General features: G+C 48.4%; 13 protein-coding genes. 10 read left to right on the top strand and 3 right to left on the bottom strand.

The window, feature by feature from the left end; translation table 11 throughout:
• Window positions 1–28: 28 nt before the first annotated feature.
• Entirely contained in the window at window positions 29–487 is a 459-nt protein-coding gene (locus NHN17_RS02860; protein ID WP_255040624.1) for a CBS domain-containing protein, read from the bottom strand.
• 228 nt (window positions 488–715) lie between these two features.
• Here NHN17_RS02860 and NHN17_RS02865 point away from each other — a divergent pair, with 228 nt between their 5' ends.
• The 6 genes from NHN17_RS02865 (at window position 716) to secF (ending at window position 7,545) form a co-directional block, all read left to right on the top strand.
• Window positions 716–1,813 carry a S1 family peptidase gene (locus NHN17_RS02865; protein ID WP_255040625.1) on the top strand — a complete coding sequence of 366 codons (1,098 nt, stop codon included), beginning with the start codon at window positions 716–718 and terminating at the stop codon, window positions 1,811–1,813.
• A gap of 102 nt (window positions 1,814–1,915) precedes the next feature.
• Window positions 1,916–2,968 (top strand): tRNA preQ1(34) S-adenosylmethionine ribosyltransferase-isomerase QueA, encoded by a 1,053-nt coding sequence (gene queA / locus NHN17_RS02870; protein WP_255040726.1) that lies wholly within the window; start codon window positions 1,916–1,918, stop codon window positions 2,966–2,968.
• A 264-nt stretch (window positions 2,969–3,232) separates the two neighbouring features.
• Entirely contained in the window at window positions 3,233–4,363 is a 1,131-nt protein-coding gene (gene tgt / locus NHN17_RS02875) for a tRNA guanosine(34) transglycosylase Tgt (protein WP_255040626.1), read from the top strand.
• A 16-nt stretch (window positions 4,364–4,379) separates the two neighbouring features.
• Window positions 4,380–4,712, top strand: coding sequence for a preprotein translocase subunit YajC (gene yajC, locus NHN17_RS02880; RefSeq protein ID WP_255040627.1), 333 nt, complete (start codon window positions 4,380–4,382; stop codon window positions 4,710–4,712).
• A 25-nt stretch (window positions 4,713–4,737) separates the two neighbouring features.
• Window positions 4,738–6,585 carry a protein translocase subunit SecD gene (gene secD, locus NHN17_RS02885; protein ID WP_255040628.1) on the top strand — a complete coding sequence of 616 codons (1,848 nt, stop codon included), beginning with the start codon at window positions 4,738–4,740 and terminating at the stop codon, window positions 6,583–6,585.
• Window positions 6,586–6,597: 12 nt separating this feature from the next.
• Complete coding sequence (gene secF, locus NHN17_RS02890) at window positions 6,598–7,545, top strand: protein translocase subunit SecF (RefSeq protein ID WP_255040629.1); 948 nt, start codon at window positions 6,598–6,600, stop codon at window positions 7,543–7,545.
• A 124-nt stretch (window positions 7,546–7,669) separates the two neighbouring features.
• On the opposite strand, the gene tnpA is transcribed toward secF, so the two are convergent.
• A complete protein-coding gene (gene tnpA / locus NHN17_RS02895; protein WP_255040630.1) occupies window positions 7,670–8,065 on the bottom strand; it encodes an IS200/IS605 family transposase in 396 nt (131 codons plus the stop codon).
• A 37-nt stretch (window positions 8,066–8,102) separates the two neighbouring features.
• Between tnpA and NHN17_RS02900 the strand changes: the two genes are divergently transcribed.
• Complete coding sequence (locus NHN17_RS02900) at window positions 8,103–9,347, top strand: RNA-guided endonuclease InsQ/TnpB family protein (RefSeq protein WP_255040631.1); 1,245 nt, start codon at window positions 8,103–8,105, stop codon at window positions 9,345–9,347.
• 301 nt (window positions 9,348–9,648) lie between these two features.
• Here NHN17_RS02900 and suhB read toward each other — a convergent pair whose 3' ends face one another.
• Complete coding sequence (gene suhB / locus NHN17_RS02905) at window positions 9,649–10,449, bottom strand: inositol-1-monophosphatase (protein WP_255040632.1); 801 nt, start codon at window positions 10,447–10,449, stop codon at window positions 9,649–9,651.
• A 234-nt stretch (window positions 10,450–10,683) separates the two neighbouring features.
• Between suhB and trmJ the strand changes: the two genes are divergently transcribed.
• The 3 genes from trmJ to NHN17_RS02920 all read left to right on the top strand — a co-directional run bounded on the left by trmJ (window position 10,684) and on the right by NHN17_RS02920 (window position 13,281).
• Window positions 10,684–11,415: a tRNA (cytosine(32)/uridine(32)-2'-O)-methyltransferase TrmJ gene (trmJ, locus tag NHN17_RS02910; protein WP_255040633.1), complete on the top strand. Its 732-nt coding sequence runs from the start codon at window positions 10,684–10,686 to the stop codon at window positions 11,413–11,415.
• 113 nt (window positions 11,416–11,528) lie between these two features.
• Complete coding sequence (gene iscR, locus NHN17_RS02915) at window positions 11,529–12,035, top strand: Fe-S cluster assembly transcriptional regulator IscR (protein ID WP_255040634.1); 507 nt, start codon at window positions 11,529–11,531, stop codon at window positions 12,033–12,035.
• Window positions 12,036–12,066: 31 nt separating this feature from the next.
• Window positions 12,067–13,281 (top strand): IscS subfamily cysteine desulfurase, encoded by a 1,215-nt coding sequence (locus NHN17_RS02920; protein ID WP_255040635.1) that lies wholly within the window; start codon window positions 12,067–12,069, stop codon window positions 13,279–13,281.
• The last annotated feature ends 27 nt before the right edge of the window (window positions 13,282–13,308 follow it).

Genomic DNA, 13,308 nt, shown 5'->3' on the forward strand with positions numbered 1-13,308 from the left:
CTTTCTGGCACAGTGCTTGGCTGATGTTTCAGTAGGTGGATGCAGAGTCGCTTTCAATCGGTTCGACCTCTTCTTGCAGCTCCAGTAAATTGATGGCGATGGAGACAAAGTCAGTATCAGTGATGATCCCTACTAGTTTATTGTGGTCGACAATGGGTAAACAGCCAATCTGGTGTTTCTGCATGTAGAGTGCCGCTTCTTTCAGCCCAGCCGTCGGCTCGACGCTTCTCAGGTTACGGTGCATGGTTTGCTCAAGGGGGATATCTAGAGCTGAGATAAAGGTGCTTTTGGATATTTGCTCAAGACTAGACTCTTGCGCTGATAAGATATCTCGCTGGCTAACTAAGCCAATAAGGTGGTTGTCTTTGTCGGTAATAGGTACATGATGGATATGATGTTTTGCCATTATCCGCTTGGCATCGGCCAGAGTGTGGGATGCGGTCAAGGTATGGGGGCAGGGCGTCATCATGTCGGAAACGGTAAACATAGAGCCTCCTCAATAACGGTGAGCTATTTGTTGTTATTGCCCGCATTGCAGGCTGTATAACTTTCTTTATTTTGCTTTCTCTATGAATGTAGCTAATCCTGACTGCACGACCTATGACGCCAGTCAAAGAATGGCAAGTTATTTCACTGTTTCTCATTTGTTTCTCATAAGTTAAAAAAGAGATTGTGTCGTATACTCAATAAAATGATGCCGTAGAGGAATGAGTCGATGCGTAAGCTGCTGTTTATTTTGCTGTCTTGGGCGATGTTGTTTCCATTCTCTGTTTACAGTGATGACCCCGAGCCGCAAGCCAAAATTATTGGTGGAATTGAGTCTGGAACGAATGAAATTCCTTGGCAGGCTTACCTTAATATGACTTTCGGCGAGGGATCGGACGAAAGGACATTTATCTGTGGTGGTGTTGTCATCAGTGCTGATGTTGTATTGACCGCCGCCCACTGCATGCGAAACGGTAGCGAGACGGCCAAACCCGAAAATGTGCGGGTGTGGGCTGGCATTACCAGTATATTCAGTGCTGGCTCGCTAAATTCTGTGTCAGTGAGTGAAATCGTACTCCACCCTAATTACAACTCTTCTCGGTTTGCCAATGATATGGCCATCCTCAAGCTATCCAGCACTTTACCGGACGACGCCTTACCTATTCGCCTCGCCTCTACGGCTGAGCAGCAGCGTGCTGACGAGGCTTTTGCCAATGGTTGGGTAACAGATGGTGAGCGTCAGCCTAACCTATTGGTATCCGGCTGGGGGAGCACCGATGCCAATGATTCCAGCTCCGGGGCAACCCGGCTTCAGCAAACCTTGCTTTCAGGGGTGCCGGATAATATCTGTCGCTCTAACTCTATGTGGGGGAGCAATATCAACAGTGGCGAATCTGAGATTTTTCTCTGTGCAGGCTCGGTATCGCCTACGCTTGGCAGAGACAGTTGTTTCGGCGATTCGGGAGGTCCTTTGGTGTGGCAGGATCCGCTTGCCGCTGGAGATAGCGACTTCGGTTTACGCTTAGTTGGGCTAGTCAGCTTTGGCGAAGGCTGTGCCGGGCGACTGCCTGGTGTCTATTCGGAAGTGGCGGGTCAAACGACCTGGCTGGAGGGAGAAATAGGCCAGGGCTTCCTCAATCAGATGACACCGGAGTTTGCCGTTGATCCCTTCCTCGCCAATTACGACGGGGCGGGTGATGCCGTCGAAGGCTCTCAGTCGGTCGCCAGCGGAGGTAATAGCAGTAGCGGCGGGGGGGGAATGATAGGGATCGGTAGTTTGGTATTGCTGAGTGTTGTTATCGGGTTACGCCGTCGCGTTGCGATTTAGCCTTTGCATCGACTCCAGCCCCGGCCTGTCAAGGTGATCTTTGCTTGATATTGCAGTGTGGCAGCCTATACTAGCTGCCTGCTGTAATTTAGGGCCCTAATGATGCAAGTTTCCGATTTTGACTTTGACTTACCTGATGAGCTGATTGCTCGTTATCCACAACCTCAGCGTACTGCTAGCCGCTTGTTACAGTTGACCGGTAATACTGGTGAGCTGGCGCACAAAGGCTTTAAGGATGTACTGGATCTGGTAGAACCGGGTGATTTGTTAGTGTTCAACAATACCCGAGTGATCCCTGCGCGTTTATTTGGTCGCAAAGCATCTGGCGGTAAGATGGAAGTCTTGGTTGAGCGTATGCTGGATGACAAGAGTATTCTTGCCCACGTACGTGCGTCAAAATCACCTAAACCGGGTAATGAATTGTTCCTTGGTGAGAATGATGAGTATCAGGCAGAAATGGTTGCCCGCCATGACGCATTGTTCGAAATCCGCTTTAACAGCGACAAAACGGTGTTGGAAATCCTAGAAGAAGTAGGCCACATGCCGCTTCCTCCTTATATTGACCGCCCTGATGAAGACTCTGATAAAGAGCGCTACCAAACGGTATACAACGCCAAGCCGGGAGCGGTGGCAGCCCCAACGGCCGGCCTGCACTTTGACGATGAGTTGATGGCAGATCTCAAGGCGAAAGGGGTGAACTTTGCCTTTGTTACCTTGCATGTTGGCGCAGGAACTTTCCAGCCGGTGCGCGTTGATAATATCAACGACCACCACATGCATGCCGAATATGTTGAAGTGCCTGAAGACGTTGTTACGGCAATTAATGCCACCAAGGCCAATGGCAAGCGTGTCATTGCGGTAGGGACGACATCGGTACGCTCTCTGGAGAGTGCCGCCCAAGATGCTAAGCAGAAAGGCACAGAGCTGAAGCCATTTTTCGGCGATACCGAAATCTTCATCTACCCAGGTTATGAGTACCAGTTGATTGATGTATTGATCACCAACTTCCACTTGCCAGAATCTACTCTGATCATGTTGGTGAGTGCTTTTGCTGGTTACGAGAATACGATGAACGCTTACAAGCAAGCTGTTGAAAATAAATACCGTTTCTTCAGCTATGGTGACTCGATGTTCATTACCCGCAAAACCGTGTAATCGTATTTTTCATTGACGAAGTCAGTGTTACTTAAGGCTGCATTTGTTAAAATGCAGCCTTTGTACGTTTCATCTCTCGGCGAAAAGCCCAGACGATGACATATTCTTCCACTAGGCTTTAGGGCGGAGTGGAACACCTGCACTCTTATTGGCAGGTATGTTTAGGCAGGACTGGCGTGTGCTGGTGCTGCCATTGTTGTGTCCCTGACCTTAGCGGGATGGGGACATTTATGTCAGATTGTTTCTCTGGCTGTTGGAGGCTTTGTGAAATTTGAATTAGATAAAACCCTGGGACGTGCCCGTCGTGGTCGTTTGCAGTTTGAGCGTGGTACGGTAGAAACACCGGCCTTCATGCCTGTGGGTACTTACGGTACCGTTAAGGGTATGACTCCGGAAGAAGTGGAAGAAACCGGCGCGCAAATCTTGCTGGGTAATACCTTCCACCTTTGGCTGCGTCCTGGCCAAGAAGTCATGAAAATGCACGGTGACCTGCATGACTTTATGCAGTGGCAGGGGCCGATCCTGACTGATTCAGGCGGCTTCCAGGTATTCAGCTTGGGCGATATCCGTAAAATCACCGAAGAAGGTGTTCACTTCCGTAACCCGGTAAACGGTGACAAGATTTTCATGGACGCAGAAAAGTCGATGGAAATTCAAAAGGACCTAGGTTCTGATGTTGTTATGATCTTCGATGAGTGTACGCCATACCCGGCGACACACGACGAAGCGAAGAAGTCGATGGAGATGTCTCTGCGCTGGGCACAGCGTAGCCGTAATCACTTTGACAAACTTAGTAACAAAAATGCACTGTTTGGTATCGTCCAAGGTGGTGTATATGAAGACTTGCGCGATGTTTCCGTTGAAGGCCTGACTAAAATTGGCTTTGACGGTTATGCGGTAGGTGGTCTTGCTGTCGGTGAGCCGAAAGAAGACATGCACCGTGTTCTTGAGCACACGTGTCCGCAGCTACCTGAAGACAAGCCGCGTTACCTGATGGGCGTGGGTAAACCAGAAGACTTGGTTGAAGGTGTTCGCCGCGGTATCGACATGTTCGACTGCGTGATGCCGACTCGAAATGCCCGAAACGGCCACCTGTTTGTGACCGGAGGTGTGATCAAGATCCGTAATGCGAAACATAAAACGGATACAACCCCTCTCGATCCGCACTGTGACTGTTACACTTGTCGCAAGTATTCGAAGGCGTATCTGTATCACCTGGATAAATGTAATGAAATCTTGGGTGCGCGCCTTAACACAATCCACAATTTGCGTTACTACCAGCGTTTGATGGAAAGTATCCGCAGTGCGATTGAAGAAGATCGTTTCGATGTGTTCGTAGAAGAATTCTATGCACGTCGCAACCGTGAAGTTCCACCATTAAATGACAACAAATAATCGAGGACGTTAGTAAATGAGTCTGATCTCTCAAGCACACGCGGCAGCGGAAGGTGCACCACAGGGCGGCGGTATGCAGCTATTTATCATGCTTGGCCTTTTTGCCGTAATCTTCTACTTCATGATTTACCGCCCGCAGGCGAAACGTGTGAAAGAGCACAAAACCCTGATGTCTTCTATGGGCAAAGGTGATGAAGTGCTTACCAGCGGTGGCCTTGTTGGCAAAATCGCCAAGGTTTCTGAAGAAAACGACTACATTGTTATCGGTCTGAACGATACTACCGAAGTGACTATCAAAAAAGACTTCGTTACTGCCGTTCTGCCAAAAGGCACAATGAAGTCTCTGTAAAAATTTGCTTTGAAGGATCACTGCAGTGCTAAACCGTTATCCCTTGTGGAAGAACCTGATGGTAGTGTTCGCATTACTTATCGGTTTGCTCTACGCACTTCCCAATGTATACGGTGAAGATCCAGCAATTCAAATCTCCGGGGCGCGTGGCGCCTCGGCAGATATGTCCACGCTGGATGCCGTCACCGAAGATTTGGAACAAAATCAAATCTCTTATAAATCAGTCGCTTTCGAAAACGGTACTGTCCTGGTCCGCTTTAACGACACTGATACCCAAATCAGTGCTCGCGATATTCTTAACGAACAGCTTGGTGACGATTTCGTTGTCGCCCTCAACCTTGCCGCTTCGACTCCTGACTGGCTTGAATCCATCGGCGCTAACCCAATGAAACTGGGTCTTGACCTGCGTGGCGGTGTGCATTTCTTGATGGAAGTCGATATGGACGCAGCAATGGAAAAATTGCTGGGCCAGCAAGAAGAAACATTCCGTACTGAATTACGTGAAGCGAAAATTCGTTATCGCGCAATCAGCAAAACCGATGAGGCTGTCGAAGTTCGTCTGCGTAATGTAGAGCAATTGGCAGAAGCCAAGCGTGAGCTACAGCGTCTTCATCCGGATATGTTGTTTACCGACACAACTAGCGGCTTCTTGCTAAGTGCGACATTCACCGATGCGCGCCTGCAGGAAATCCGTAATTACGCAGTCAACCAGAACATCACTATCCTGCGTAACCGTGTTAACGAACTGGGCGTGGCCGAGCCATTGGTTCAGCGCCAGGGTGCCAACCGCATCGTAGTGGAGCTTCCAGGTGTTCAAGATACTGCCCGTGCCAAGGAAATCCTCGGTGCCACAGCAACGCTTGAGTTCCGTGAAGTGGATAACTCGGCTGACCTAGCGGCAGCGGCTTCTGGCCGTGTTCCTCCGGGTAGCGAAGTGAAGTTCACTCGTGATAGCCGTCCTGTTGTGCTGAAAAAGCGTGTGATCCTATCGGGTTCTCACATTACTGACGCCAGCTCAAGTGCCGATGAATATGGCCGCCCTCAGGTAAACATTTCGCTAGACAGCGAAGGTGGTAGCAAGATGACAGCCTTCTCGCGTAATAACGTGGGCAAGCTGATGGCGACTGTCTTTACTGAATATAAAGACAGTGGCGAGCGTGAAGAAAGTGGCAAGGTTATCCTGGAAAAACACGAAGAAGTGATTAACCAGGCAACTATCCAGACTGCGCTAGGCCGTAACTTCCGTATTACCGGTATCGACTCGCAGGCTGAAGCCCATAACTTGGCGCTACTGCTACGAGCTGGTGCACTGATTGCTCCTATCTCAATTGTCGAAGAACGTACCATTGGTCCATCAATGGGTCAGCAGAACATTGATATGGGTATCCAGGCGATGATCTGGGGTATGGTTGCAGTTATGCTGTTTACCCTTATTTACTACCGTCGCTTTGGTCTATTTGCCAATATGGCGCTATTGATGAACCTGGTACTGATTATCGGTGTGATGTCGATGATCCCGGGTGCAACCATGACCTTGCCGGGTATTGCCGGTATCGTTCTGACGGTAGGTATGGCGGTTGATGCCAACGTACTGATTTTCGAACGTATCCGTGAAGAGCTTCGCGAGGGCCGCAGCCCGCAGCATGCGATTCAGCAGGGTTATGCCAATGCCTTCAGTACGATTGCCGATGCCAACATTACCACCTTGATCACTGCAATTATCTTGTTTGCCGTGGGTACCGGTGCGATTAAAGGTTTCGCTGTGACGTTATCAATTGGTATTTTGACTTCCATGTTCACGGCCATTATTGGTACTCGTGCACTGGTTAACTTGGTTTACGGCGGTAAGCGCGTCGATAAACTGTCGATCTAAGGAGACGCTGACATGTTTCAGATAATGAAAGCGGATAAGGTGATCGACTTTATGCGCTGGTCGAAAGTGGCATTTGTCCTTTCGGTTCTTATGATTCTCGCGGCCATTGGTACCGTGACCACCCAGAAACTAAACTGGGGCTTGGATTTCACCGGCGGTACTCTGATTGAAGTGGGCTTTGAACAGCCTGCCGATTTAGGCCTGATCCGTGAATCGCTGGAAGATGCAGGTTTTGGTGATGCCATAGTGCAGAACTTCGGTACTGCACGGGATGTCATGGTTCGCCTTCAGCCGCGTGAAGATGCAAAAGGCGAGAAGCTGGGTAACCAGATCATCGATGCATTGAAAGTGGGTACCGGTCAACCAGTAGAAATGCGCCGTATCGAGTTTGTTGGCCCGAATGTTGGGGACGAACTGGCCGAAGCGGGTGGCTTGGCGATCTTGGTGTCGCTGATCTGTATCTTGCTATACGTATCCGTTCGTTTTGAATGGCGTCTGGCGGCTGGTGCAGTACTGGCATTGGCGCACGATGTGATTATCACCATCGGTATCTTTTCGTTTACTCAGATCGAGATCGACCTGACTATCGTAGCAGCCTTGCTGACGGTTGTTGGTTACTCGCTCAACGATACCATTGTTGTCTTCGACCGGATCCGAGAGAACTTCCGCAAGATGCGTAAGGGTGATGCCATAGAGGTCATGAATAACTCGGTGACTCAAACCCTGAGCCGTACCTTGATCACCTCGGCGACCACTTTGTTTGTGGTTATTGCGCTGTTCTTGAAAGGCGGTACCATGATCCACGGTTTTGCCGCAGCTTTGCTGATTGGTATCACTGTCGGTACTTACTCGTCTATCTACGTCGCTTCGGCACTGGCACTGAAGCTGGGTATTGTCCGTGAGCACTTGATGCCACCACAAGTAGACAAAGAAGGTGAAGAGTTTGATGCCATGCCTTAATGGTGGTGTGTTAACTCTTTGAATTAAAAGCGGAGCCAATGTGCTCCGTTTTTTTATCCAAATACCCCGAGAAAACCCAGTGATCTCGAAGAGTCGCTGGGATGAATCGGGGTGCTCTTAAATATCAACCTTGCTCCTGAATATAACGTCGAATAGTTTCTTCAGAAGCATTACCTATTGAGCAAGCAAAATACCCATCTGACCAGAAGGTTCTCTCCCTCCAGAAATGTCGATACAAAAATGGAAATTCCTTCCATAACGTTAACGTCGTCTGTTGCTTAATACGACGAACGTATTGAGATACAGAATAACGAGGCGTGATCGCTATCAAGACATGCAGATGATCGCGGTCAACTTCCATTTCCTCAGTGGTGAACTCAGACCTATCAGCAAGTTCGGCAAGAGAAAGTTTTAATGTTTCTGTTACTTTTCCAATCAGCAGAGGTTTTCGATATTTTACCACTAGAATCACATGGATGAGTAAAAGAAACTTAGTATGTGAAGACGTTGAGTATTCCATATTGAAACCTGTATATTTAACCAGTAGCATACAGGCCATGATAACCCAGACTCTCCGGTATAAATACCGACTCGACCCGTCCGAAGCACAAGCTGAACAGCTTGCGCAATTTGGCGCGTGGAACCGAGGCGTCTGGAATCTCCTCCTTTGTGAGACTACTCAACAATACGAGAAAGATAAAACTTTTCTTTTTTACAAACAGTTTGCAGATAAACTCAAAGAGCTTAAACCTCAAAGTGGCTTTGAGTGGCTAAAGTCTTTTGATTCGGCGGCGGCACAACAGGTCGCACGGGACTTAGATCAGGCTATCCGTGAAGGCACCGACAAGGTCAACCAGAAAGCTTTCCCGAAGCATAAAGTTACCTACCGTAAGAAAAAGTTAAATAATGATAGCTTCCGGTGCGTAAATACTAATAACTCTGTTCGTATCGAAGATGGACGTTTAAGGCTTCCTAAGATTGGATTTGTACCAATCCGACAGCATCGAGCATTGCCGAATTTAATCAAGTCATGCACAGTGATCTACCAAGCTGGTAAGTGGTACGCATCGTTTACTCAAGAGGTCGCTTGTCGTTCAGCAAAAGAGCTTCTTAAAGGGATCGTTGGTTATGACATTAACTCCGAGCACACAGTTGTTGGTTCGAACGGATACTACGTCCCAAACCCAAAGTTTCTCAAGAAATCAAAGGATAAATTAAAACAGTTGCAGCGCCAGTTGAGTCGTCGCAAGAAAGGCTCCAATCGCTGGAATAAATCAAAACTCCGCTTGCAAAAACAGCACAAAAAGATCGGAAATCAGCGCCTCGCATTTGCGCACGAAGTGTCCTGCACGATAGCCAAGAGTAGTGATATTGTCGTTTTCGAAGATCTGAATGTGAAGGCTATGCAGAAGTGGAATGGACACATGATTAAGGATAATGTCATGGGTCTAATCACCAACCTGACTGAGTACAAGGTGGCTCGGCTAGGTGGTGTGTTTGAACAAATAGGGCGCTATGAGCGTTCGACAGGTGTTTGCCATGTTTGCGGTACGGAACATCGTCTGTCATTGAAGCAGCGACATTTTAAATGCCTGAATTGTGAAGAAGTGCAGATGCGTGATGAGGCTGCGGCAATAACCATTGAGCGTAAGGGCGAAACAAAATTAAGTGCGGCTGGGATAGTCGTGCATCAAGACGGGTTAACACCCGTAGCTCAGACGAAATTCTGCGGTAAAACGAGAGTCTTCACCCGTTCAGGTGTGAAGTTGCAGTTGGAACCTGAGCAAAAGAAAGCGGCATAAGAATGCCGCCGAAGCCCTGTGATCTCGCTTCAGCGAGTCGCTGGGTAGTTCACGGGTAGAATTGGCTATTGGCTATTCGGTTTTGCGCCTTTCTTGTCGGCTGAAGATCCTGTCATGGTAGCGTCTACGGCTTTACCGCAACCGCCTCATTGGGCATTGTTGGTACGCAGGAGAAGTGGCGTTGTTTAATACCAACCTACATAAATACTTGATCAACTACTTATCCAGATTGGTATAAATATAAAAAAACGCCCCGGTGATTTTCATCACCGGGGCGTTTGTTGTTTTGGCTTAGCGAGAATTACTTCGCTAGTGCTTCGCTACCGTGTTCACGGATTTTGCTAAGCAGTGGCTTAACTACGCGAGCGTTACCAGCTACGATGTTGCCAGATACAAGGTAGTTAGTGTTGCCAGTGAAGTCAGTACAGATAGCACCAGCTTCGCGCGCGATTAGTTCACCAGCGGCAATTTCCCAAGGCTTAAGACCTAGGCGGAATAGACCGTCAACACGGCCAGCTGCTAGGTAACATAGGTCTAGAGCTGCACAACCTGATTGGCGCATATCGTCACATTCAACGAATAGAGCGCTCTGAATCTTGAGGTAGCTTTCAGCGTGCTGTTTAGCATCAAACGGTAGGCCAGTTGCTAGAGTGGTGCCGGTAAGGTCACGAGGCTGAGAAGCACGTAGACGCTGGCTATTTAGCTGTGCGCCTGAGCCACGAGTAGCAGTGAAAAGCTCGTTACGCATAGGGTCGTAAACGGCTGCGACTTCAGTGCGGCCGCGCATGCGTAGTGCAACAGAGATTGCATAGTGAGGGTAACCACGAACGAAGTTCTTGGTGCCATCCACTGGGTCAATGATCCATTGACATTCTTTGTCCTTGCCTTCAATCGTACCGCTTTCCGCTGCAATGATGCAGTGGTCAGGGTAAGACTTACGGATAGTGTCGATAATGATAGCTTCTGCTTCGTTATCGATGTTGGTAACAACATCATTGCCTTTATTGGCAACTTCAATAGCTTGTGATTTTTCTAGAGATTTAATGACATGGTCACCTGCCTTTCGTGCAGCACGAATGGCAATGTTCAGCATAGGATGCATAGGATCTTCCCAACGGATGTTAAAGAACTAAAAAGCGGCGGCGAGTATATCAGAGCTAGGGCAAAAGGGAAGTGGTTATTTTTTATTCGCGCAGTCGCTGTAAAGTCAACGGCCAGGATCCTCTCCACTACTGAGCTCGTTTAGGTATAAAGTTTTTACATGTTTTCACCATTTTTAAAATCTCTGTGTTAAAATCTGTCGGTTCGATTGATAGAGTTGAAAGTTGCACCTCCTATGTTAGATAAAGTCAGTGTAGTTCTTGTGGGAACATCGCATCCCGGAAATATTGGTTCTGCGGCCAGAGCGATGAAAGTTATGGGATTGACCAACCTGATTTTGGTTGATCCAGCCTGTGAGGTTGATGAGAAAACCTACGCGTTGGCGGCGGGTGCAGCCGATATTGTTGAGCAAGCACGAATTGTCTCTAGCCTTGATGAGGCAGTTGCCGATTGTGGTTTGGTTATCGGCTCCAGTGCACGATCACGTACCCTTGAGTGGCCACAGCTAGACCCTCGCGAATGCGGTATCAAAACCATTGCTGAGGCGCCGTCCCACAATGTGGCTATTTTATTTGGCCGTGAGCGAACAGGGTTGACCAATGAAGAGCTGCAGCGCTGTCATTGCCACGTCTATATCCCTGCGAATCCAGAATACAGCTCGTTAAACCTAGCGATGGCGGTGCAAACTGTTAGCTATGAAGTGCGCATGGCGTTTCTCGAGCAACAAAAACACGCCAACGATGGGTTGGTCGAAGAGTACCCGCGTGCCGCAGAGCTAGAAATGTTCTACGAGCACCTTGAAAAAGTGGCCAAGCAAACTCAGTTTATCAATAAGAAGCACCCTGGCATGGTAATGGCGAAGCTTCGTCGCTTATTTACCCGTGCTCGCCCTGAGTCCCAGGAGTTGAATATTCTGCGCGGTATCTTATCCTCGGTTGAAAAATCGCTCGAACATAAAGACAAATAGACACATTAACTTTATGGTTAAAAACCTGACTAAAACAGTCAGGTAAATACTTGACCATTTTAGTCGGGTATGCGACACTCCCTCTCATAGACAAACGTGGGTAGCGGTGTGTTATGAGATTGACATCAAAAGGAAGATACGCAGTCACGGCCATGTTAGATGTGGCTTTGCACTCTCAGGATGGTCCGGTTCCTCTCGCTGATATTTCAGAGCGACAGGGGATTTCGTTGTCCTATCTGGAACAGTTATTTTCTCGCTTGCGCAAGGCTGGCCTTGTTGCCAGTGTTCGTGGACCGGGTGGGGGTTATCGCCTCGGCGAAGATGCCAACAATATCGCTGTAGGGATGGTAATTGCTGCGGTCGATGAGTCGGTAGATGCGACAAAGTGTCACGGCAAAGCTGATTGCCAAGGTGGTGTTCGATGCCTGACACACACGCTATGGCGTGATTTAAGCTCCCGTATCAGCGGCTTTTTGAACAACATCACTCTTGGTGAGTTGATGCAAGATAATGACGTACAAGAAATATCAGATCGTCAGGATCAGGTTCTAACTAAGTCGTCATTTGGACATAAAAATACACACGACAGCACCGTAATCGGTGTCGATGTTCGCTCCTAGAGACCAGACGTCCGTGTTTTCGGAGATGAAGATGAAACTGCCAATATATTTTGATTATTCCGCTACTTGCCCAGTAGATCCTCGCGTTGCAGAAAAAATGATGCAATGCATGACCATGGATGGAAACTTCGGTAATCCGGCTTCTCGTTCTCACCGCTTCGGTTGGCAGGCTGAAGAGGCGGTTGATACCGCCCGTGAGCAAATTGCTGAACTGCTGAACGCCGATCCACGCGAAATCATATTTACTTCAGGTGCTACCGAGTCAGACAATCTGGCTATCAAAGGTGCGGCCCATTTCTACGGTAAGAAAGGCAAGCACGTCATCACCTGTAAGACTGAACATAAAGCAGTACTTGACCCATGTCGCCAGCTAGAGCGTGAAGGTTATGAGGTGACTTACCTTGAGCCGGAAGAAAGCGGTTTGATTGACATGGCTAAGCTGCGTGACGCGATGCGTGAAGACACGGTATTGATTTCAATCATGCACGTGAACAACGAAATCGGTGTTATCCAAGATATTGCCGCTATCGGCGAGCTATGTCGTGACAAGAAAGTGATTTTCCACGTTGATGCTGCTCAGTCAGCAGGTAAGCTGCCAATCGATGTTCAGGAAATGAAAATCGACCTGATCTCTTTGTCTGCGCACAAAATTTACGGCCCTAAAGGTATTGGTGCTCTTTACGTTCGTCGAAAGCCACGTATCCGTTTAGAAGCACAAATGCACGGTGGCGGCCATGAGCGTGGATTCCGCTCTGGTACGCTAGCGACTCACCAAATTGTGGGTATGGGTGAAGCTTGCCACATTGCTAAAGTCGAGATGGACAAAGATTACCAACACGCACTTGCTTTGCGTGAACGTATGCTGAAAGGTCTTGAAGGTCTTGAAGCGATGACTATCAATGGTGATCTTGAGCAACGTGTACCGAACAACCTAAACATCAGCTTTGCGTTTGTTGAAGGTGAATCACTACTGATGGCACTGAAGGATCTTGCAGTATCATCAGGCTCTGCATGTACATCAGCCAGCTTGGAGCCATCTTATGTTCTTCGTGCCCTTGGCTTGAACGATGAACTGGCACACAGCTCAATTCGCTTCTCTTTCGGTCGCTTCACGACAGAAGAAGAAGTAGACTACGCAGTTTCACAGATCCGCGGTGCGGTAGAGAAACTACGTGACATGTCTCCGCTATGGGATATGTATAAGGAAGGTATTGACCTGAACACGGTCGAGTGGGCACACCACTAATCTTGCGGTCATCACCACGTATTCGAG

Origin of the sequence: Photobacterium pectinilyticum (assembly GCF_024357955.1) — a bacterium.
Taxonomy (GTDB): Bacteria; Pseudomonadota; Gammaproteobacteria; order Enterobacterales; family Vibrionaceae; genus Photobacterium; species Photobacterium pectinilyticum.

Excerpts from the sequence above, each read along its gene's own strand:
- NHN17_RS02860 (WP_255040624.1), bottom strand. The coding sequence starts at position 487 with ATGTTTACCGTTTCCGACATGATGACGCCCTGCCCCCATACCTTGACC.
- NHN17_RS02865 (WP_255040625.1), top strand. The coding sequence starts at position 716 with ATGCGTAAGCTGCTGTTTATTTTGCTGTCTTGGGCGATGTTGTTTCCA.
- queA (WP_255040726.1), top strand. The coding sequence starts at position 1,916 with ATGCAAGTTTCCGATTTTGACTTTGACTTACCTGATGAGCTGATTGCT.
- yajC (WP_255040627.1), top strand. The coding sequence starts at position 4,380 with ATGAGTCTGATCTCTCAAGCACACGCGGCAGCGGAAGGTGCACCACAG.
- secF (WP_255040629.1), top strand. The coding sequence starts at position 6,598 with ATGTTTCAGATAATGAAAGCGGATAAGGTGATCGACTTTATGCGCTGG.
- tnpA (WP_255040630.1), bottom strand. The coding sequence starts at position 8,065 with ATGGAATACTCAACGTCTTCACATACTAAGTTTCTTTTACTCATCCAT.
- NHN17_RS02900 (WP_255040631.1), top strand. The coding sequence starts at position 8,103 with ATGATAACCCAGACTCTCCGGTATAAATACCGACTCGACCCGTCCGAA.
- suhB (WP_255040632.1), bottom strand. The coding sequence starts at position 10,449 with ATGCATCCTATGCTGAACATTGCCATTCGTGCTGCACGAAAGGCAGGT.
- trmJ (WP_255040633.1), top strand. The coding sequence starts at position 10,684 with ATGTTAGATAAAGTCAGTGTAGTTCTTGTGGGAACATCGCATCCCGGA.
- iscR (WP_255040634.1), top strand. The coding sequence starts at position 11,529 with ATGAGATTGACATCAAAAGGAAGATACGCAGTCACGGCCATGTTAGAT.
- NHN17_RS02920 (WP_255040635.1), top strand. The coding sequence starts at position 12,067 with ATGAAACTGCCAATATATTTTGATTATTCCGCTACTTGCCCAGTAGAT.